We start from the raw sequence: 19,333 nt of genomic DNA, 5'->3' as shown, positions 1-19,333 counted from the left end.
GCCCTACTATTATGGCGAGTCTGTGGTGGGAAAGTCCAACCGCGGAGCTATACGCCCGGCGCCGGCGCGCGGTACATGGCCAGATAGCGGTGCTGGAACATGCACATGCGGATGGCGTTGCGGTACTCGCCGTTGATGAAAAACTCGTGGATCAGCTCCCCCTCGACCTCAAAGCCCAGTTTGCTATAGATATGGATAGCCTTGTGGTTCTCTTTGTCGACGATCAGGTACAGCTTATACAGGTTGAGCACGGCAAAGGCGTGCTCCATGGCCAGCTGCGCCGCGCGGCTGGCGTAGCCGTGCCCCTGATGGGTGGGATCGATGATGATTTGAAATTCGGCGCGGCGGTGAATATGGTCTATTTCGACCAGCTCAACCAGCCCTATCTTGGTGCCGTTCTGCTCGACCACAAAGCGGCGTTCGCTCTGATCGTGGATATGCTTATCGTACAGTTCGGCCAGCTCGACAAAGGCGATGTAGGGCTCCTCGAACCAATAGCGCATCACGCTGGCGTTGTTATCAAGCTGGTGGACAAACGGCAGGTCTTCCCGTTCCAGGGGATGTAGCCTGACGTCGCTCTCGCTGGACATAATCGTTCCTCTCGTCGCAGGGAATGGGCGGCCGGGGCCGCCGGATAGGGAACGATATTATAACCGCTGTTTATGAATAACTGCAGGGGGCGACGGCGTCTGATACGGTCGCCGCGTGGTTAATCGCTGGCGTACCCCTGCGGCGGCAGCGCCTGTCCGTCCAGCCAGGCCAGGCCGTCGCGCTGGCGTAGACGATCGCTGCAGAACCAGGCGACCGCCAGCGGATAGATGGCGTGCTCCTGTACCTGTACCCGGGCGGCGATCCCGGCGACGCTGTCGTCGGCGAAGATCGGTACCTGGGCCTGCAGCACCACCGGGCCGCCGTCCAGCGTGTCGCTGACAAAGTGCACGGAGGCGCCGTGCCGGGTATCGCCATTGTCCCGCGCCCGACGGTGGGTATCCAGACCGGGGTAGCGCGGCAGCAGCGAGGGGTGAACGTTGAGCATGCGTCCAGCGAAGCGCTGGACAAAGGCCGGCGAGAGGATGCGCATATAGCCGGCCAGCACCAGAAGATCGGGGTGATAGGCGGCGATCTGGGCCGCCAGCGCCATGTCGAAGGCCTGGCGGTCGGGGTAGTCATCCACGCCCAGGGCGCACGTGTCAATGCCGGCCCGGCGCGCGCGCGCCAGTCCGTGGGCGTCGGCGCGGTTGCTGAAAACGGCGACGATCCGTCCCGAAATTCGCCCGGCGGCGCAGGCGTCGATCAGCGCCTGCAGATTGCTGCCTTGGCCGGAGATCAGCACGATGATACGCTTCATGGCAGTCCCCCTCAGCGCAGGATCTCGACCTGCGGTTCGTCGCCCTGTGCCTCGGCGATATGGCCCAGCAGCCAGGCCTGTTCGCCGCGTTGGCTCAGGTGCGCCAGCGCGGAGTTAGCCAGTGCCTGCGGCAGGGCGATCACCATCCCGACGCCGCAGTTAAAGGTGCGGTACATTTCGTGACGGCTGACGTTGCCGGCCTGCTGTAGCCAGTCGAAGACGGCCGGCCACTGCCAGCTGTCCTCGTCGATGACGGCCTTGGCACCGGCTGGCAGCACGCGAGGAATGTTCTCCCAGAAGCCGCCGCCGGTGAGGTGGGCGAGGGCGTGCACCTCATGGCTGGCGATCAGGTCTAGACAGGCGGCGACGTAGATACGGGTCGGCGCCAGCAGATGGTCGGCCAGCGGGCGCCCGGCCAGCATCGTCGTGCGCGGATCGCAGCCGCTGACCTCTAGGATCTTGCGGATCAGCGAGTAGCCGTTGGAGTGCGGCCCGCTGGCGGCCAGGGCGATCAGGGCATCGCCGGGGCGAACCTGACTGCCGTCGATAATCTGGGACTTCTCTACCACGCCGACGCAGAATCCGGCCACGTCGTAGTCTTCGCCGTGGTACATGCCGGGCATTTCGGCGGTCTCTCCGCCCACCAGCGCACAGCCGGCCTGTTTACAGCCCGCCGCGATCCCGCCGATGACGCTCGCCGCGGTATCGACGTCGAGCCTGCCGGTGGCATAGTAATCCAGGAAAAACAGCGGCTCGGCGCCCTGAACCACCAGGTCGTTGACGCACATGGCCACCAGATCGATACCGATGCTGTCGTGGCGCTGCAGGTCCATCGCCAGACGCAGCTTGGTGCCGACGCCGTCGGTGCCGGAGACCAGCACCGGCTCACGGTATTTTTGCGGCAGTGCGCACAGTGCGCCAAAGCCGCCCAGGCCGCCCATCACTTCAGGCCGGCGGGTCTCTTTGACGACGCCTTTAATTCGGTCAACCAACGCGTTGCCGGCATCAATGTCTACGCCGGCGTCTTTGTAACTGAGAGCGGTTTTGTCGGTCACTGCGTAAATCCCCATGGCGGTTAGGCGTGGTCCGTCGGCGGCGCGATGAGGCGTCCGCGAACCCTGCGGAAAATGTCAGGCGGCGCAATTCTAGCAGTCAAAGCAAACGTTTGCTATCCCGTTATGCCCGACGGTAACGTTTTCGCCCGTCAGGTAACAGAGTGTTTCTTTCTTGATTGAGATCATGCTTTTTTCTCTGGTAAGCGGGCGAAAAGGCGGTATAATCTCGCGATTTTTTTGGGCGCAGAACAGCTACATGGGAGAAAAAAAATGAAGATCGTTGAAGTGAAACACCCGCTTGTGAAACACAAACTGGGTTTGATGCGTGAAAATGACATCAGCACCAAACGATTCCGTGAACTGGCCTCTGAAGTGGGCAGTTTGCTGACCTATGAAGCGACCGCAGACCTCGAAACAGAAAAAGTAACCATTGATGGTTGGTGCGGCCCGGTCGAAGTTGAACAGATTAAAGGGAAAAAGATCACCGTGGTGCCGATCCTGCGCGCAGGGCTGGGCATGATGGAAGGGGTGCTGGAGCATGTGCCGAGCGCCCGTATTAGCGTGGTGGGGATCTACCGTAATGAAGAGACGCTGGAGCCGGTTCCCTATTTCCAGAAGCTGGTCTCCAACATCGATGAGCGTATGGCGCTGGTCGTCGACCCGATGCTGGCCACGGGCGGCTCCATGATCGCCACCATCGATCTGCTGAAGAACGCCGGCTGCCGCTCCATCAAGGTGCTGGTGCTGGTGGCGGCGCCGGAAGGTATCGCCGCGCTGGAGAAGGCGCACCCGGACGTGGAGTTGTACACCGCCTCCATCGATCAGGGCCTAAACGATAAGGGTTACATTATTCCGGGTCTGGGCGACGCCGGCGATAAGATATTTGGTACCAAATAACCCGTGAGCCGACTCGTTAGTCGGCTTTTTTTTGGCGTGACGCCGGGAGCGTCGCGCCCCTTTCAAACACCAACACTATCGATTAACGAGAGAGGAAATACACCATGACCCGTCGCGTCATCGGCGTCAGCGAGCGTCCGCCGCTTCTGCAAACGATTCCGTTGAGCTTTCAGCACCTGTTCGCCATGTTTGGCGCCACCGTGCTGGTTCCCATTCTGTTTAAGATCAACCCGGCGACGGTACTGCTGTTCAACGGCATCGGCACTCTGCTGTATCTGTTTATCTGTAAGGGCAAGATCCCGGCCTATCTCGGCTCCAGCTTTGCCTTTATTTCTCCGGTGATGCTGCTGCTGCCGCTAGGCTATGAGCTGGCGCTGGGCGGCTTTATCGTCTGCGGCGCGCTGTTCTGCCTGGTGGCGCTGATTGTTAAAAAAGCCGGTACCGGCTGGCTGAACGTGATCTTTCCTCCGGCGGCAATGGGGGCGATTGTGGCGGTGATCGGACTGGAGCTGGCCGGTGTGGCGGCCAATATGGCCGGCCTGCTGCCGGCCGACGGTGCCCGCGCCGACGGCACCACCATCACCATCTCGATGGTGACGCTGGCGGTGACGGTGCTGGGCTCGGTGCTGTTCCGTGGCTTTTTGGCCATCATCCCGATCCTGATCGGCGTGCTGGTAGGCTACGGGCTCTCCTTTTTCATGGGCGTGGTGGATATTACGCCGATCAAGGAGGCCCACTGGTTTGCGCTGCCGACCTTCTATACGCCGCGTTTTGAATGGTTCGCCATTTTGACCATCCTGCCGGCGGCGCTGGTGGTGATTGCCGAGCACGTCGGCCACCTGGTGGTGACCGCTAATATCGTGAAGAAAGATCTGATGCGCGATCCGGGGCTGCACCGCTCCATGTTTGCCAACGGCTTCTCCACCATGTTCTCCGGCTTTTTCGGCTCGACGCCGAACACCACCTATGGCGAAAACATCGGCGTGCTGGCGATCACCAAGGTCTACAGTACCTGGGTGATCGGCGGGGCGGCGGTGCTGGCGATTCTGCTCTCCTGCGTCGGTAAGCTGGCGGCGGCGATCCAGGTGATCCCGGTGCCGGTGATGGGCGGGGTCTCCCTGCTGCTGTATGGGGTGATCGGGGCGTCCGGGATCCGGGTGCTGATCGACTCCAAGGTCGACTACAACAAGGCGCAGAATCTGATCCTGACCTCGGTTATCCTGATCATCGGCGTCAGCGGTGCCAAGGTGCACATCGGCGCCGCGGAGCTGAAGGGGATGGCGCTGGCGACCATCGTCGGTATCGGGATGAGCCTGTTGTTCAAGCTGTTCAGCCTGATGCGCAAAGAAGAAGAGATTATCGAGCTGCCGGAGGATATTTAACGCCGCCGACGGGAGCCGGGCGGTGTCCGGCTTTCGTCTTTCCGCCTGCGCGCGTCGGGATGATGCGGGGCGGATCTGTCGCATACAATGTCCGCTTTTCTCCACGCTCCGTGGCTATGTTAAGCGCGTGATGGCGCGCTGCCGCCGCTGGCTATTCTCTTGATCCTGCTTCTTTTTATTTATCTTCCTCCCCGGAGAAGGTGGCGTTGGCGCCGCGTCAGTGGGCTCCCCGGCCCGTCAGGATAATTAACGGTAAAAAAGGAGTTATCCCATGCATGCACTCCTGCTGCGTCTGAACCCCCTGCTTCACAATGAGGATCTTGGTAAATTGCTGCTGCGTATCACGCTGGGCGGTCTGATACTGCTGCATGGCGTCAATAAAGCTGCCTTCGGCCTGACGGGCATCCATGCGCTGCTGGCGCCGGCGCTGATCGTGCTGGGGGTGCTGGTCCGGCCCTCGGCCCTGATCATGGCGTTTACGATGCTGTTCGCCTGGTATTTGGCCCACGTCGGCGATACCTTCAGCCTGACGAAGAGCGGTGCATCGGCGATCGAGAGCCTGCTCTATTACGGCGTGAGCGGCCTGGCGCTGGCCTGCCTGGGGGCGGGGAACTATTCCCTGCTGAAGACGGCCCGCTCCGGGGCGTGTCCCTGCGGGGGTTTTTAGCGCCGCGGCGTGATTAGCGCATGCCTGTGCGCATTTCTGTGTTAAACTGAAAACGTTTTTTGCAAGTTCATGTCTGAGGTGCATCTGAACACGCCCACCCAGCTTTCATTGCCGCTCTATCTGCCCGACGATGAAACCTTTGCCAGTTTCTACGCGGGGGAGAATGCCGCGCTGCTCGCTGCGCTGCGTAATGCATTACGTCAAGAGCACGGATCCTACATCTATTTCTGGTCACGTGAGGGCGGCGGACGCAGCCACCTGCTGCATGCGGCCTGCGCTGAGCTGTCGCAGCGCGGAGAGGCGGTCGGGTTTGTGCCGCTGGATAAGCGGGCCTACTTTGTCCCCGAAGTGCTGGATGGCATGGAGCAGCTGGCGCTGGTCTGTATCGATAATATCGAATGTATCGCCGGCGATGAGGCCTGGGAGATGGCCATCTTCAATCTGTATAACCGGATCCAGGAGAGCGGACGCACCCGCCTGCTGATCACCGGCGATCGTCCGCCGCGCCAGCTCAATCTGCGGCTGCCCGATCTAGCCTCGCGCCTGGACTGGGGGCAGATTTATAAGCTGCAGCCATTGGGCGATGAGGAGAAGCTGCAGGCGCTGCAGCTGCGCGCCCGTCTACGCGGCTTTGAGCTGCCGGAGGACGTGGGGCGTTTCCTGCTTAAGCGTCTGGATCGTGAGATGCGCACCCTATTTATGACCCTGGATCAGCTCGATCGAGCCTCTATCGCCGCCCAGCGTAAGCTGACCATCCCCTTCGTTAAAGAGACGCTGCTGCTGTAGCCGAGCGGCGATCTATGTTGCGCGACGGGCTTGCCCGGCGCCCAACGCTATTTACAGAATCTCCAGCACCTGCTGCGGCGGGCGGCCCAGGCGCGCCCGCGGGCCGTTGACCACGATGGGGCGTTCTATCAGCGAGGGATGTGCGGCCAGCGCGTCGATCAGCGCGGCCTCGTCCAGCGCCGGGTTGTCCAGATCCAGCTGCCGATACAGATCGTCGCCCCGGCGCATCAGCTGACGCGCGGAGTCAAAGCCCAGCGCGGCGATCAGGCCGCGCAGCGCGTCGGCATCCGGCGGCGTCTCCAGATACGGCACGATCTCGGGGTGGATGCCGCGCTCTTCCAGCAGCTGCAGCGTGGCGCGGCTCTTAGAGCAGCGGGGATTGTGATAGATAACGACGGAGGACATAGGGGCTCCTGTAGTTAGGGGAATCCCCCGGCGCCCGCGGTGCCGGGGAGTGGGCATCAGCGCCGCTGGTACTGTTTAAAGCGTTCCTGCAGCTGGCGCAGCTGATCGATTCGGGCGTCATAGCGCGCCTGTTTCAGGCTGCCGAGGGGCATCAGCGCGCTGGCGTTGCCCAACAGCCCGATAGCCTGCTGCAGTTCGCCGGTCAGTGCCAGCTGTTCGGCGCGGGCGGCCAGCTCCTCGTCGCGCAGCCCCTGTGCGGCGCTGGCTTGCGCCAGCAGATCCCAGCCGTTGACATCGCTGGGGTAGCTGTAGGTATAACGGTACAGCAGGCGAGAGGCCAGGGGCGCCTTCCCGCCCTGAATATAGGCGTTGGCCAGATTGATCTGCAGGACGGGATCGCTGCGATTTTTTGCTAGCGCCGCCTCCAGACGGGCGATGGCCGCCGCCGCCTGCTTCTGGCTGAGGTCGATATCGGTTATCAGGTCGATATACCAGACGTTGTCCGGATCGGCCGCCAGCAGCGGCTGCAGGGTACGGCGCGCATCGTCAGGCTTGTTGGCCTGAGAGAACAGAATGGCTCGCCCATAGCGCGCCGCCTGCTGCTCGCGTACGTTGCCGCGCGCCAGCGTATCCAGCATGTCGCTGCTGAGATAGCCGCCGTCGAGGTCGTTACCGCTGTACATGCCCAGGGTGCGAACCTTGGCCAGCAGGTAGTCGAGAGAGGACTGAACCGGGTGGGGGCGCATCTGGTTGGCGCGGTTGCGGGTATCGGTCAGGCGGCTGTCCGGCAGGGGATGGGTCAGCAGGATCTCCGGCGGCTTGGAGGAGTAGCGCGACTGGTCGGCCAGCTTTTGCAGAAAGTTGGGCATAGCCTGGGGGTCGAATCCGGCGCGCTGCAGCACCTGAATACCGATGCGATCGGCCTCCTGCTCATTCTGCTGGGTAAAGCTGATGATCCCCTGCTGGGCGCCCGCCAGGGTGCCGGTCAGGGCCGCCATGCCCGCCTGCGGGCTGGCCATCGCCAGCAGGATGGATCCGAGGGCGCCGACCCAGGTCAGCGGCGCAGTGCGCTGCTGCTCCTCCATCGCTCGCGCCAGGTGGCGCTGGGTAACGTGGGAGATCTCATGGGCCATCACCGAGGCCAGCTGACTCTCATTGTCGGTATAGCGGAATAGGGCGCTGTGCAGCACCACGTTGCCGCCGAAGAAGGCAAAGGCGTTGATGTCGTCATTGCGAACTAGATAGAAGTGGAACGGTGTCCGCACGCCGTCGGCGTGGGAAACCAGGCGCTCTCCCAGCCGGTTGATATAGCCGTCGAGCAGGGGATCGTTAATCAGCGGCGCGCTGGCCCGCAGCTGGCGTACGTAAAAGTCCCCCATCGCCAGCTCCTGATTGATGCTGAGGATATTACCGGCGGTGGTGCCGATATCCGGCAGCGATTGATCCTGTATGGCGGCGGCGTGCAGCGAGGGCGCGGCACCGAATAGCCCGCCCACCAGCAGCAGGGCGATAAGCGATCTGTTGAACCGTAAAGTCATGAGTGACGCTTCCAAAGCAACGATAGACATTTGACGCCGATCCCGGCGAAGAGTTCTTCTTCCCGCACCCGCTCTCTATTACACTAGGCCAGATAAAGGGCCGTGTCCTGCAATAACCTGATGGTTGTCCATTCTGCCACTATTGCCCGGCCGTGCCAAAACTTGTTGGTTATTATTTATCATATTGTTATATAACGTGATTTATGGAGCAGTCGCGCCGCGGCGCAGAATGAAGGAGTATAACCGTGCTTGAAATGCTGAGGCAGTGGTACCGGCGCCGCTTTACCGACCCCCAGGCGATCGCCCTGCTGACCATCCTGCTGGTGGGATTTTGCATTATCTATTTCTTTAACGGCATCCTGGCGCCGCTGCTGGTTGCCATCGTCCTGGCGTACCTGCTGGAGTGGCCGACCCATAAGCTGCAGCTGGTCGGCTGTTCGCGGCTATGGGCGGTCTGCGTGGTGCTGCTGCTGTTTATTGGGATTGTGCTGCTGACGATGCTGGTGGTGATCCCGATCGCCTGGCAGCAGGGGCTGGCGCTGATGAGTGACATGCCGAAGATGGTGACCCGCTTTTATGAGTATGCTGCCACGCTGCCGCGCCGCTACCCGGCCCTGATGGATGCGGGCATCATCGATGTAGTGGTGGAGAATCTGCGCGCGCGGATGGCGCTGATGGGCGAGTCGGTGCTGAAGTTCTCCCTGGCGTCGCTGGTCGGACTGGTCACGCTGGCCATCTATCTGGTGCTGGTGCCGCTGATGGTGTTCTTCCTGCTCAAGGATAAGGGACAGATGCTCAATGCGCTGCGCCGGGTGCTGCCGCGCGAGCGCGGCCTGGCCGGTCAGGTCTGGCTGGAGATGAATCAGCAGATCACCAACTATATCCGCGGCAAGGTGGTGGAGATGGTGGTGGTCGGCGTGGCGACCTATCTGGTGTTTCTGGTGCTGGGGCTGAACTATGGCCTGCTGCTGGCGGTGCTGGTCGGCGTCTCGGTGCTTATTCCCTATATCGGCGCGGTGCTGGTGACCATTCCTGTGGTGCTGGTGGCGCTGTTTCAGTGGGGGATGGGGGCAGATTTCTGGTCGCTGTTCATCGCCTATCTGGTGGTGCAGGGGCTGGACGGTAACGTCCTGGTGCCGCTGCTCTACTCCGAGGCGGTTAACCTGCATCCGCTAGTGATCATTCTGTCGGTGATCATCTTTGGGGGGCTGTGGGGATTCTGGGGGGTCTTCTTCGCGATCCCGCTGGCGACCCTGGTGAAGGCGGTGATCCACGCCTGGCCGGATGACTTCGGTAATGACTCGACGCCGGGCGCCAACGGGTAGCGCCTAGGCGGGCGCGGCGCCAGAGGGCGTCGCGCCGCGGGCGTTACGGGTGGCTGCGCAGGTACTCCAGCACCACGTCGCTGTGGTTGCTGGTTTTAAACCCCTCGAACACGTGTTCAATGCGGCCGCTGCCGTCGATCAGAAAGCTGATGCGGTGAATGCCGTCATAGGTTTTCCCCATGAAGGTTTTCTCTCCCCAAACGCCAAACAGGGCGGCGACCCGGTGCTCTTCATCGGACAGCAGGGTAAAGTTCAGCAGCTCCTTCTCCGCAAAGCGGGAGAGCTTTTCCGGTTTATCGGTGCTGATCCCCAGCACCTCTACGGCGTACTGTTTCAGCTCATTCATGCTGTCGCGCAGCCCGCAGGCCTGTACGGTACAGCCTGGGGTCATGGCTTTGGGATAAAAGTAGACCAGTACTCTCTGGCCCTGGAAGTCAGCCAGACCGATCTGCTCACCGTCTTGATCCAATAGGGTAAACTGTGGCGCGATGCTACCGGCTTGCAATGGACTCATTACGACTCTCTCCGTCTTTAACCGTCATGCTGAGAATAATTGACTACGTTGATGCTGCCCTGCGCGTTGAGCTCGAGACAGAGCTGGTTAAACGCGCGCTCGATCAGCGTGGGGTCTTGGCTGGCCGGGCTATGGGCGGTGATTTGAATATAGAGCTGTTGCTCATCGGAACCGTCGCGGGTCTGGGTTCGGGAGACCAGTTCGGCGATGTTCATGCGCTGTGAGTCAAACAGATCGGTAAAGCGTTCGATGATGTGCGGCGAGTCTTTGACTTCGACCTGCACCCAGACCGTGGCCGGCATGGTAGGACGCTCGTGCCAGGTGGTGCGCTTCATTACGATCAGCAGGTCCATCTCTACGCCTTTCAGCGGCAGGGTGGACTCTATCAGGGTGATCGCGTTCCAGCTGCCGGAGAGCAGCATGATGAACGTGAACTCTTCGCCCAACATCGCCAGTCGGCTGTCTTCAATATTGCAGCCACAGCTACTGACGTGGCGGGTAATATTGTTGACGATGCCGGGGCGGTCCGCGCCAAGGGCGGTGATGACTAGATAGTGTTGATTGGGCTGTGGCAAAAGAGTTCTTCCTGTATCGATAGTGGGTGTACCAAGGTAATCATAAAAAAAAGTATGCTACAAGCAATTAGCATTCAGATGTCTACTTGCGTTGGCAATGCTTTAAAACGTACCATGAGACGCCTGTTTTTAGAGGGGGGATGGACTATGTTCACGGGAAGTATTGTAGCGCTGGTAACGCCGATGGATGACAGGGGCAATGTCGATCGCGCGAGCCTGAAAAAGTTGGTCGATTACCATGTAGCCAGCGGGACGTCCGCCATTGTTGCCGTGGGCACCACCGGTGAGTCCGCCACGCTGAGCCATGACGAGCATGTCAACGTGGTTTTACAGACGCTGGAGCTGGCCGATGACCGGATTCCGGTGATCGCCGGGGCGGGCGCCAACGCCACCGCCGAGGCCATTGCGCTGACCGAGCGCTTTAATCACAGCGGGGTGGTGGGATGTCTGTCGGTCACGCCGTATTATAATAAGCCGACGCAGGAAGGGTTATATCAGCACTTCCGTGCCATCGCCTCTTGTACCGATCTGCCGCAGATCCTGTATAACGTGCCGTCGCGCACCGGTTGCGATATGCTGCCGGAGACCGTGGCGCGTTTGGCGCAGATTGACAATATTATCGCGATTAAAGAAGCGACCGGGAACTTAAGTCGCGTTGGGCAGATCCAAGATCGGGTCAACGACGATCGCTTTATCCTGCTCAGCGGCGATGATGCGTCGGCGCTGGACTTTATGCGTCTGGGCGGAAAAGGGGTTATCTCGGTAACCGCGAACGTGGCTGCGCGCCAGATGGCTGAGATGTGCCGCCTGACGCTGGCCGGGGATTTCCATGCCGCACGCAGGCTAAACCAGAGCCTGATGCCGCTGCATCATGATCTGTTTATAGAAGCAAACCCGATACCGGTAAAATGGGCCACCAAGGTATTGGGACTGATAGCGACCGACACCCTGCGTCTGCCGCTGACTCCGCTGAGCGCCAGTGCGCGTCCGGCGGTTGAGCGCGCACTGCAGCATGCCGGTGTGCTGTAACTCTTAGGGAGATTGAATGGCTTACTCAGTACAAAAGTCGACGATTGCGACCCTGGTTGGCGTGTCGCTGGCGATGATGCTCTCCGCCTGCTCCAGCGATCAGCGCTATAAGCGCCAGGTCAGCGGAGATGAGGCCTACCTGGAAACGCCGGCTCTGCAGGAGCTGAAGGCGCCTGCGGGGATGATCCTGCCGCTGCAGAACAGCACCTACGATATCCAGAGGAGTAACGATAAGGGCGCCGTCGGCAAGGCGCTGGATATCCGTCCTCCGGCGCAGGCGCTGGCGCTGCTGAACGGCTCGCGCACCCAGTACACCAACGGCGCAGCGATCATGCTGGTGGAGAACTCAGCCGGGATGAGCGGGCTGTGGCAGCAGGTCGTACGCTCGGTGCAGGAGGATAACTTCCCGATTGCCAGCCGCCAGGATGCCAGCCAGTCGCTGACGACGGAGTGGATCGCGTTCAATCGCGCCGATGAAGATCAGCAGTACCGCGGCCGCTATCAGATCTCGGTTCAGCCGCAGGGATACCAGACGGCGATCGTGGTGAAGTCTCTGGCGTTGGAGCAGAGCGGAACGCCGGTGACCTCAAGCAGCGAGATCCAGCGCTATGCGGTGAATGTGCTGAACGACGTTGCCGGCAATCTGGATAAAATCCAGAGCGATCAGGCGAACGCGCGCGCTAACCGGAGCCTGGGACAGATCGACGTACAGAGCGGGGCCGACGATACCGGTCTGCCGCTGCTGATCGTGCGTGCGCCTTATGCCCAGGTCTGGGAGCGCCTGCCGTCCGTGCTGCCGCGCGTTGGCATGACCATCGGCGATCGCAGCCGCCCGCAGGGGACGATCGCCGTCAGCTACAAGGAGCCGGGCAGCAGCACCTGGGAAAGCCTGGGGGCCAGCGTGCCGGATCTGGCCAACGGCGACTATAAGATCCAGGTCGGCGATCTGGACAACCGTACCAGCCTGCAGTTCCTGGACAGCAAGGGGCAGCCGCTGACCCAGGCGCGTAACGACGCGCTGGTCAAGGTATTCCAGGCGGCGTTCGCCCGCCCGTAACCCGAACGGACATCGCGAAGGGGGCTAACGCCCCCTTTTTTTGTATTTTTTTCTCCACGCAATCGTTTGGCTGGCGTATAATGGCCCGCATCCTGCGGCGCTGTCTCGCCCGAACGCTTCGGTTTGTTCTGTTCTTAACCTATGGAGTATACAAATGCAAAAGCTCGCTGAGTTGTACCGCGGCAAGGCTAAAACGGTCTATGCCACGGAGGATCCGGATCTGCTGATTCTGTCGTTCCGCAACGATACATCAGCCCTGGATGGTCAGCGCATTGAGCAGTTTGATCGCAAAGGTATGGTGAACAACAAGTTTAATCACTTCATCATGAGCCAGCTGGAGGCGGCCGGGATCCCGACGCAGATGGAGCGCCTGCTGTCCGATACCGATGCGCTGGTGAAGAAGCTGGAGATGGTGCCGGTGGAGTGCGTGATCCGTAACCGCGCCGCCGGTTCGCTGGTGAAGCGTCTGGGTATTGAAGAGGGCATGCCGCTGAATCCGCCGCTGTTCGACCTGTTCCTGAAGAACGACGCCATGCACGATCCGATGGTCAATGAATCCTACTGCCGTACCTTTGGCTGGGTCAGCGACGAGCATCTGGCGCAGATGAAGGCGCTGAGCTACCGCGCCAACGAGGTACTCAGTCAGCTGTTTGACGACGCCGGGCTGATCCTGGTGGACTTTAAGCTGGAGTTCGGTCTGTATAAGGGCCAAGTCGTTCTGGGCGATGAGTTTTCGCCGGACGGCAGCCGACTGTGGGATAAGGCGACGCTGGCGAAGATGGATAAGGATCGCTTCCGCCAGAATCTGGGCGGGCTAATTGAGGCCTATGAAGAGGTGGCTCACCGTCTGGGCGTGCCGCTCGACTGAGCGGTGACGCGTCGAATGGAGAGACGACGGGGGCGCTAGCCCCCGTCGTCATTATGGTGCCAGCCCGGCCATGACGCACTCCTGCCCACGGCTGGTGTCCCCGATCCGACGCGGTTTCGGGGTGATCCGCCAGGCGGTACCAATACGTCCGACCTGGCAGTGCGCGCTGTACAGCGGCATGGTGCCCCCTTGGCGGCGCGATCGGCAGAAAACGCGCGACCTGCGGTGCATAACGGCGCGCCAGCCCGGTAGTGATGTGACCGCGGATCCGCCGGGATCGCCCGGGGCGCGGTTGTGCCGCGTCAGATCCATCCGTGCGCGGCCGTGAAAGGACAAGTTGCGGGCATCCGGTCGGCATGGCGTGGGGGGTGGCGCCTGTGCGGCGGAGAGCCGTGCCGACGGTAGGAAAACAGACGGAAAGCCGAGCGCAGGCGCGTTTCTCCTTTGGGCCGAGGAGAAACGGACATGGCACGAGCCAGACCGCGCCGGGGCCGATAGGTCGCGGGTAGCTTGGCGATGATTGGTTATTTATTGTGATGTTATGGCGCGTCATGATCGTTTTGCGATCGCTTGTCGATGATGGCGCGCGGCAGTGCAGACGGCGGCGATGCTGGTATACTCAGGGATTCCCTTTTGCTGCCCTGGTGTCGCTATGCCGCTTTCCGCCTCTCTTCCTGCCATGTCCCGCGCCGGCGTGCGCCGCCTGCTGGTGATCAGCGGCGAGGCCGACTGGTGCCGACGGCGCGCCGCCCTCGCCCTCGCCCCGCTGGCCGATGCAACCTGGTGCGGCAGCCCGGCACCGGCGGGATGTCAGGCGCTGCCGCTGACGCAGATCCGTACGGTGTTGGGACGTGAGCTGGGGCACTGCGTGCTGGACTGGCATCCGGGCTGTCACGCGGAGGCGCTGGCGGCGCTGGCCGGCGCGTTACGCGCCGGCAGCTGGCTGATCCTGCTGACTCCGCCGTGGTCTGCCTGGGCGCAGCGTCCCGATGATGACAGCCTGCGCTGGAGCGAGCGCGAGCATCCTATCGCCACGGCGAATTTTGTTCACCATCTGCAGCGGACGCTGTCCGACGCCGACGGCGTCACGCTATGGCGCCAGGGGGAGGCGTGCCCGGCGCCGGCGCCGCTGAGGCGCGCGGCGTGGCGGGCACCGGATGGCGCGCCGACGGCGCAGCAGCGGGCGATACTGCGCACGTTGCGTACGCCGGCTGCCGTCAACGTGGTGCTGGGCCCCCGCGGGCGCGGCAAGTCAACCCTGAGCGGTATGCTGGCCGCCGAGCTGTGCGGTGACTGTCTGCTGACGGCGCCGGCCCGGGTCGCCGCAGAGCGGGTGCAGACGGCGGCGGGCGCGCTGCCGTTCGTGGCGCCCGATCTGCTGCTGCAGCGGATCGAGGCCGGGGAGGCGCTGCCCGGCTGGCTGCTGATCGATGAGGCGGCGGCGATTCCGACGCCGCTGCTGCAGCGCCTGATCGCGGCGTTTCCCCATGTGCTGATGACCACCACGGTGCAGGGCTACGAGGGGACCGGCCGCGGGTTTCTGCTCAAGTTTTGCACGGCGCTGCCCGATTGCCGTATCCATCGCCTCGATCGGCCGCTGCGCTGGGCCAGCGGCGATCCGCTGGAGGCGTGGCTGAACGCCGCGCTGCTGTTCAGCGATACCTGTGGGGCGGCGGCGCCGGTCAGCGCGCTGCGCTGGCTGGATCAGGAACAGTGGCAGACGGCACCGGCGCGGATGGCGGCCTTTTATGCCCTGCTGACCAGCGCCCACTACCGGACATCGCCGCTCGATCTGCGGCGCCTGATGGATGCGCCCGGTCAGCGCCTGTGCGCGGCGCTGGGCGAGGCGCGAGTTCAGGGGGCGCTGTGGCTGGTGGAAGAGGGAGGACTGTCCGCCGCGCTGGCGCAGGCGGTGTGGGCCGGTGAGCGTCGTCCGCGCGGCAGCCTGGTCGCCCAGTCGCTGGCGGCGCACGGTGGTGAGGCCGACGCTCCGCGGCTGCGATCCTGGCGCGTTAGCCGTATCGCCGTGATGCCGGCGCTGCGCCGGCGCGGCGTCGCATCGGCGCTGATAGCCGCGGCGCTGACGCAGGCGCGCGCGGGGGCGGTGGACTTTGTTTCGGTCAGCTTTGGCTATACCGATGCGCTCTGGGCGTTCTGGCAACGCAGCGGATTTACCCTGGTGCGCATGGGGACCCAGCGGGAGGCCAGCAGCGGTTGCTATACGGCGATGGCGCTCTGCCCGCTGACGGCGGCGGGAGAGGCGTTGACCCAGCGCTTGGCCCGGCGTCTGGCGCGGGATGCCCGTTGGCTGATGGCGCAGACCGGGCTCGCGCTCCCGCTGACGCAGCTGACGGCGGACCTGCCCGATGAGGCCGATCTGCGTGAGCTGGACGGCTTTGCCCATCACGCCCGCCCTTACGATAGCGCCTGTCCGGCGCTGCTGCGTTTTCTGGCCTGTCGACCGGCCTCTGCGCTGCCGCCGCTGTTGGCGCAGCTGTTGCAGGCGCAGGGCGATCTGGCACGGCTGCCGCCGCAGGGGGGCATCAGCGGACGGCGGGCCCTAATCGCCGCCCTGCGCCGGGCGCTGGCCGCCGCGCTGGCGGCGGAGGCGTAACGCCGTCGGCACACCCGGCCATGGGGCTCGCGGGCAGCGTGGTTTTTCTCCTGTCGCGGCAGGCGTATAGTAGGTAACAAGAGAGTCCGCATGAGTGATTAGGAGCCGCGTATGGAACATCATCATCACGTTGTGCAACAGCCGGTGGGGGTGGCGCAGCAGCTGATTCTGCTGTTTCACGCCGTAGGCGATAACCCGGTCGCCATGGGGCAGATCGGGACGTATTTCGCCCAGGCGTTCCCCCAAGCGCTGGTGGTCAGCGTCGGGTCGCCTGAGCCGTCGCCGGATGGCGCAGGGCTGCAGTGGTATGCGCAAGAGGGAGAGGATGACGAGAATCGTCCGGCGCGTATTGCCGCCGCGTTGCCGTGGCTGATCGCGCTGGTGCGCTACTGGCAGCAGGTCAGCGGCGTCGGCTATGCCGCGACGGCGCTGGTGGGCTTCTCTCAGGGGGCGACGATGGCGCTGGAGGCGGTGCGCAGCGAGCCGGATCTAGCGGGTCGGGTGATCGCATTCAGCGGGCGCTTTGCTACCCTGCCGCAGCATAAGCTGGGCGATACGGTGGTGCATCTGCTGCACGGCAGCGAGGATCTTCGGATCGATCTGACGCACGCGCAGGCGGCCGAGCGCCGGCTGCGCAGCACCGGCACCGATGTCACGCTGGATATTGAGCCGGTGGGACATGCGATCAACGCGGCCCTGATGGAGGCGGCGCTGGAGCGGATGCGCGCCTATATTCCACAGCGTTATTGGGATGAGGCGCTCAGCGGCAAACGCGGCGAGATCGTCGCCTACCGCTGAGGGGGGAGGGGCGCTACTTGCGCGGCGCCTTGTCCTGGCCTTTGTCCTTCTCCTGCCGGGGCCAGTCATCGTCGTCCCACTGCGCATTGTTGTCGCGGTGCGGCGGCAGCGGCGGGCGATCGTCCAGATAGCGTTTGGGATTGACGCGCATCAGCGCCTTGATCCCGTTCCAGATCATGCCGATCAGGATCAGCAGGATCACCCACCAATAGTCAGCCAGCCAGCTCATTCCTTGCTCTCCTGGGTACGGATATAACGGGAAAAAATCGCCTCCAGATGGGGCTCCAGCCAGTCGCGTCCGGCGATGTCGCGATCCTGCCAGGCCTCCCGCAGCACCGCCGGCGTCAGCAGGGATTCGGCCTGCTGGGCCAGCGGACGGTAGCTCAGATGCCAGGGTTCGGCGCCGACGCCCTCCTGCCCGCCGCCGAACGGGCGGTAAAAGCCGAACGCCGCCATGTGCGTATCCAGCCAGCGGGTAAGGGGGAACTGGCAGCCCGCGGGCTGATACTCCCATGGCTCCAGCTGGAGTCGGGTATCCGCGGGCAGCAGATCCGGATCGTAGACATCGAGATCGCTGCCCCAGTGGTGCCGGCTGGCGCCGGGCAGGGCGGACCAGCGCAGGATGGCCTGACAGCGTTCACCCGGCGTTAGGTCGGCCACCTGCAGCGGCTGACTGTCGGCGTCCAGCAGCGGACGCTTTCCGTTGAACTTGTCATTCCAGATGGCCTGCTGACGCGCAAAGTCGCGAAAGCTGCTGGCGGGCTGCAGGTTCAGCCCATCGGCGAGCGCACGCCGCTGCATGGCGCGAAACGCGTCGGCGGTCCGCGGCTGCAGGCGGTGGTTGCCGCCGATGGACTCCAGGTGATCGGTGCTCAGACCGGTCAGCATCGCCGGGGTGATCATGCGATGAGTTGCTCCATAATCCGTTGGTACATGCGACTGAGGCTCTGTAGGTCGGCCGCGCTGACGCATTCGTTGACTTTATGTATGGTGGCGTTAAGCGGCCCCAGCTCGACCACCTGGGCGCCCATGCGGGCAATGAAACGCCCGTCGGATGTGCCGCCGGTGGTCAGCAGGCGCGGGGTTTGGCCACCGTAGTAGGCGACGGCGTTGACCACCGCGTCGACCAGCTCGCCGCCCGGCGTCAGGAATGGCAGGCCGGAGAGAGACCAGTTAAGGGTATAGCGCAGGCCGTGGCGATCCAGCAGCGCCGCGACGCGTTGCTGGATCGACTCAACGCTTGACTCGGTGCTGAAGCGCAGATTGAACTGTACATACATATCGCCGGGGATCACATTATTGCTGCCGGTACCAGCGGCGATATTGGCAATTTGCAGGCTGGTCGGCGGGAAGAAGTCGTTGCCGCTATCCCACGCGATAGCCACCAGCTCCGCCAGCATCGGCGCGGCGCGGTGCACCGGATTGTCGGCCAGGTGAGGATAGGCGACGTGCCCCTGAGTGCCGTGCACGGTCAGATCGGCGGTGATGGAGCCGCGGCGGCCGTTTTTGACCACGTCGCCCAGACGCTGCTCGCTGGAGGGCTCACCCACCAGGCAGTAGTCAAGGCGTTCGCCGCGCGCCATCAGGGTCTCGACGACGCGGACGGTGCCGTTGACCGCGCTGGCCTCCTCATCGGAGGTGATTAAAAAGGCCAGCCGACCGCGGTGATCCGGCCTGGCGGAGACAAAGCGTTCGGCGGCGACCACCATGGCGGCCAGCGATCCCTTCATATCCGCCGCGCCGCGGCCGTACAGCATGCCGTCCTGCAGCGTCGGGGTAAACGGGGGATGGCGCCACTGGCGCTCATCGCCGGGCGGTACGACGTCGGTATGGCCGGCAAAGGCCAACACCGGGCCATCACCGCCGCGCCAGGCCCACAGATTGCGGGTATCGCCGTGCGGCATCGCTTCAATATGGAAGTCCAGCGCGCGCAGGCGGGCCAGCAGGATATCCTGGCATCCGGCGTCGTTAGGGCTGATGGACGGGCAGCGGATCAGCTGCTGCGCCAGCGTGAGAACCGGACAGACGCTCATTGTGCCTCCTCGGCGAAAAACTGCGCGTAGCGCTCTGGGGTGAACCCGAGCAGCAGCTGCTCTCCCCACTGCAGCAGCGGACGCTTGATCAGCACCGGAGAGGCGAGCATCAGCCGCGCCGCCGCCTCTGGCTGAGCGGCTTCGGCGCGGGTGGCCTCATCCAGGCCGCGCCAGGTGGTACCGCGGGTATTCAGCAGCGCGCCGACGCCGAGCTGCTCGATAAATCCGTTCAGCCGCGCCTCATCCAGGCCATCGCTGCGGTAGTCGTGAAAGCGATAGGGGATCTGCCGTTCATCCAGCCACCTGCGGGCCTTCTTAACCGTATCGCAGTTTTTGATGCCATAGATCACCGGCATCGGAGAGGACGACAGAGTAGTCATGACGCTATTACCTTTGTTATCGGGAGCTTCCATAATGCGGTAAATCCGCCGTGGGATCTACC

General features: G+C 63.1%; 22 protein-coding genes. 10 read left to right on the top strand and 12 right to left on the bottom strand.

Going from position 1 to position 19,333, the window contains the following annotated elements; genetic code table 11:
- Positions 1-47: 47 nt before the first annotated feature.
- The 3 genes from speG to purM all read right to left on the bottom strand — a co-directional run bounded on the left by speG (position 48) and on the right by purM (position 2,403).
- Entirely contained in the window at positions 48-590 is a 543-nt protein-coding gene (speG, locus tag QY76_RS14810) for a spermidine N1-acetyltransferase (protein WP_034163571.1), read from the bottom strand.
- A gap of 119 nt (positions 591-709) precedes the next feature.
- The gene (gene purN, locus QY76_RS14805; protein ID WP_045424746.1) at positions 710-1,348 is read right to left on the bottom strand and encodes a phosphoribosylglycinamide formyltransferase; all 639 of its coding nucleotides are present in this window, start codon (positions 1,346-1,348) and stop codon (positions 710-712) included.
- 11 nt (positions 1,349-1,359) lie between these two features.
- Complete coding sequence (gene purM, locus QY76_RS14800) at positions 1,360-2,403, bottom strand: phosphoribosylformylglycinamidine cyclo-ligase (protein ID WP_034163803.1); 1,044 nt, start codon at positions 2,401-2,403, stop codon at positions 1,360-1,362.
- A gap of 270 nt (positions 2,404-2,673) precedes the next feature.
- Here purM and upp point away from each other — a divergent pair, with 270 nt between their 5' ends.
- The 4 genes from upp (at position 2,674) to hda (ending at position 6,135) form a co-directional block, all read left to right on the top strand.
- On the top strand, positions 2,674-3,300 hold the full coding sequence (upp, locus tag QY76_RS14795) for a uracil phosphoribosyltransferase (RefSeq protein WP_034163569.1): 627 nt from the start codon (positions 2,674-2,676) through the stop codon (positions 3,298-3,300).
- Positions 3,301-3,404: 104 nt separating this feature from the next.
- Complete coding sequence (uraA, locus tag QY76_RS14790; protein WP_034163567.1) at positions 3,405-4,682, top strand: uracil permease; 1,278 nt, start codon at positions 3,405-3,407, stop codon at positions 4,680-4,682.
- Between the two features lie 271 nt (positions 4,683-4,953).
- Positions 4,954-5,349 carry a DoxX family protein gene (locus QY76_RS14785; protein WP_034163565.1) on the top strand — a complete coding sequence of 132 codons (396 nt, stop codon included), beginning with the start codon at positions 4,954-4,956 and terminating at the stop codon, positions 5,347-5,349.
- Between the two features lie 69 nt (positions 5,350-5,418).
- Entirely contained in the window at positions 5,419-6,135 is a 717-nt protein-coding gene (hda, locus tag QY76_RS14780) for a DnaA inactivator Hda (RefSeq protein ID WP_095666561.1), read from the top strand.
- 51 nt (positions 6,136-6,186) lie between these two features.
- On the opposite strand, the gene arsC is transcribed toward hda, so the two are convergent.
- Together arsC and QY76_RS14770 are read right to left on the bottom strand one after the other, a co-directional pair.
- Positions 6,187-6,540 (bottom strand): arsenate reductase (glutaredoxin), encoded by a 354-nt coding sequence (gene arsC, locus QY76_RS14775; protein WP_045424749.1) that lies wholly within the window; start codon positions 6,538-6,540, stop codon positions 6,187-6,189.
- Between the two features lie 56 nt (positions 6,541-6,596).
- A complete protein-coding gene (locus QY76_RS14770; RefSeq protein WP_034163562.1) occupies positions 6,597-8,078 on the bottom strand; it encodes a M48 family metallopeptidase in 1,482 nt (493 codons plus the stop codon).
- Positions 8,079-8,323: 245 nt separating this feature from the next.
- Between QY76_RS14770 and QY76_RS14765 the strand changes: the two genes are divergently transcribed.
- A complete protein-coding gene (locus tag QY76_RS14765; protein ID WP_034163561.1) occupies positions 8,324-9,403 on the top strand; it encodes an AI-2E family transporter in 1,080 nt (359 codons plus the stop codon).
- Positions 9,404-9,446: 43 nt separating this feature from the next.
- On the opposite strand, the gene bcp is transcribed toward QY76_RS14765, so the two are convergent.
- A complete protein-coding gene (bcp, locus tag QY76_RS14760; RefSeq protein ID WP_034163560.1) occupies positions 9,447-9,917 on the bottom strand; it encodes a thioredoxin-dependent thiol peroxidase in 471 nt (156 codons plus the stop codon).
- Between the two features lie 17 nt (positions 9,918-9,934).
- A complete protein-coding gene (locus QY76_RS14755; RefSeq protein WP_012847959.1) occupies positions 9,935-10,492 on the bottom strand; it encodes a glycine cleavage system transcriptional repressor in 558 nt (185 codons plus the stop codon).
- A 147-nt stretch (positions 10,493-10,639) separates the two neighbouring features.
- Here QY76_RS14755 and dapA point away from each other — a divergent pair, with 147 nt between their 5' ends.
- From dapA to purC, 3 genes are all read left to right on the top strand, one after another.
- A complete protein-coding gene (gene dapA / locus QY76_RS14750; protein ID WP_045424758.1) occupies positions 10,640-11,521 on the top strand; it encodes a 4-hydroxy-tetrahydrodipicolinate synthase in 882 nt (293 codons plus the stop codon).
- 16 nt (positions 11,522-11,537) lie between these two features.
- Complete coding sequence (gene bamC, locus QY76_RS14745; RefSeq protein WP_045424761.1) at positions 11,538-12,578, top strand: outer membrane protein assembly factor BamC; 1,041 nt, start codon at positions 11,538-11,540, stop codon at positions 12,576-12,578.
- Between the two features lie 154 nt (positions 12,579-12,732).
- Positions 12,733-13,446, top strand: coding sequence for a phosphoribosylaminoimidazolesuccinocarboxamide synthase (gene purC, locus QY76_RS14740; RefSeq protein WP_034163557.1), 714 nt, complete (start codon positions 12,733-12,735; stop codon positions 13,444-13,446).
- 51 nt (positions 13,447-13,497) lie between these two features.
- On the opposite strand, the gene QY76_RS19635 is transcribed toward purC, so the two are convergent.
- Complete coding sequence (locus tag QY76_RS19635) at positions 13,498-13,626, bottom strand: hypothetical protein (protein WP_256379276.1); 129 nt, start codon at positions 13,624-13,626, stop codon at positions 13,498-13,500.
- Positions 13,627-14,098: 472 nt separating this feature from the next.
- Here QY76_RS19635 and QY76_RS14730 point away from each other — a divergent pair, with 472 nt between their 5' ends.
- Both QY76_RS14730 and ypfH read left to right on the top strand, forming a co-directional pair.
- Positions 14,099-16,060: a tRNA(Met) cytidine acetyltransferase TmcA gene (locus QY76_RS14730; RefSeq protein ID WP_034163554.1), complete on the top strand. Its 1,962-nt coding sequence runs from the start codon at positions 14,099-14,101 to the stop codon at positions 16,058-16,060.
- Between the two features lie 111 nt (positions 16,061-16,171).
- A complete protein-coding gene (gene ypfH, locus QY76_RS14725) occupies positions 16,172-16,858 on the top strand; it encodes an esterase (RefSeq protein ID WP_045424770.1) in 687 nt (228 codons plus the stop codon).
- Between the two features lie 13 nt (positions 16,859-16,871).
- On the opposite strand, the gene QY76_RS14720 is transcribed toward ypfH, so the two are convergent.
- From QY76_RS14720 to QY76_RS14705, 4 genes are read right to left on the bottom strand one after another with little or no spacing between them, the layout of a single operon-like run.
- Positions 16,872-17,087 carry a YpfN family protein gene (locus QY76_RS14720; protein WP_034163550.1) on the bottom strand — a complete coding sequence of 72 codons (216 nt, stop codon included), beginning with the start codon at positions 17,085-17,087 and terminating at the stop codon, positions 16,872-16,874.
- Positions 17,084-17,761: a M15 family metallopeptidase gene (locus QY76_RS14715; protein ID WP_045424772.1), complete on the bottom strand. Its 678-nt coding sequence runs from the start codon at positions 17,759-17,761 to the stop codon at positions 17,084-17,086. Before QY76_RS14715 ends, QY76_RS14720 begins: the two co-directional genes overlap by 4 nt.
- A complete protein-coding gene (gene dapE, locus QY76_RS14710) occupies positions 17,758-18,891 on the bottom strand; it encodes a succinyl-diaminopimelate desuccinylase (RefSeq protein WP_045424775.1) in 1,134 nt (377 codons plus the stop codon). Before dapE ends, QY76_RS14715 begins: the two co-directional genes overlap by 4 nt.
- Positions 18,888-19,271 carry an ArsC family reductase gene (locus QY76_RS14705; protein WP_034163800.1) on the bottom strand — a complete coding sequence of 128 codons (384 nt, stop codon included), beginning with the start codon at positions 19,269-19,271 and terminating at the stop codon, positions 18,888-18,890. The genes dapE and QY76_RS14705 overlap by 4 nt, the downstream gene beginning before the upstream one ends.
- Between the last annotated feature and the right edge of the window lie 62 nt (positions 19,272-19,333).

The sequence above is a fragment of the Edwardsiella sp. EA181011 genome (assembly GCF_000800725.1).
Lineage (GTDB): Bacteria > Pseudomonadota > Gammaproteobacteria > Enterobacterales > Enterobacteriaceae > Edwardsiella > Edwardsiella anguillarum.
Note: the sequence above shows the minus strand (reverse complement) of the source record. Positions and strands in the feature narration are given on the sequence as shown.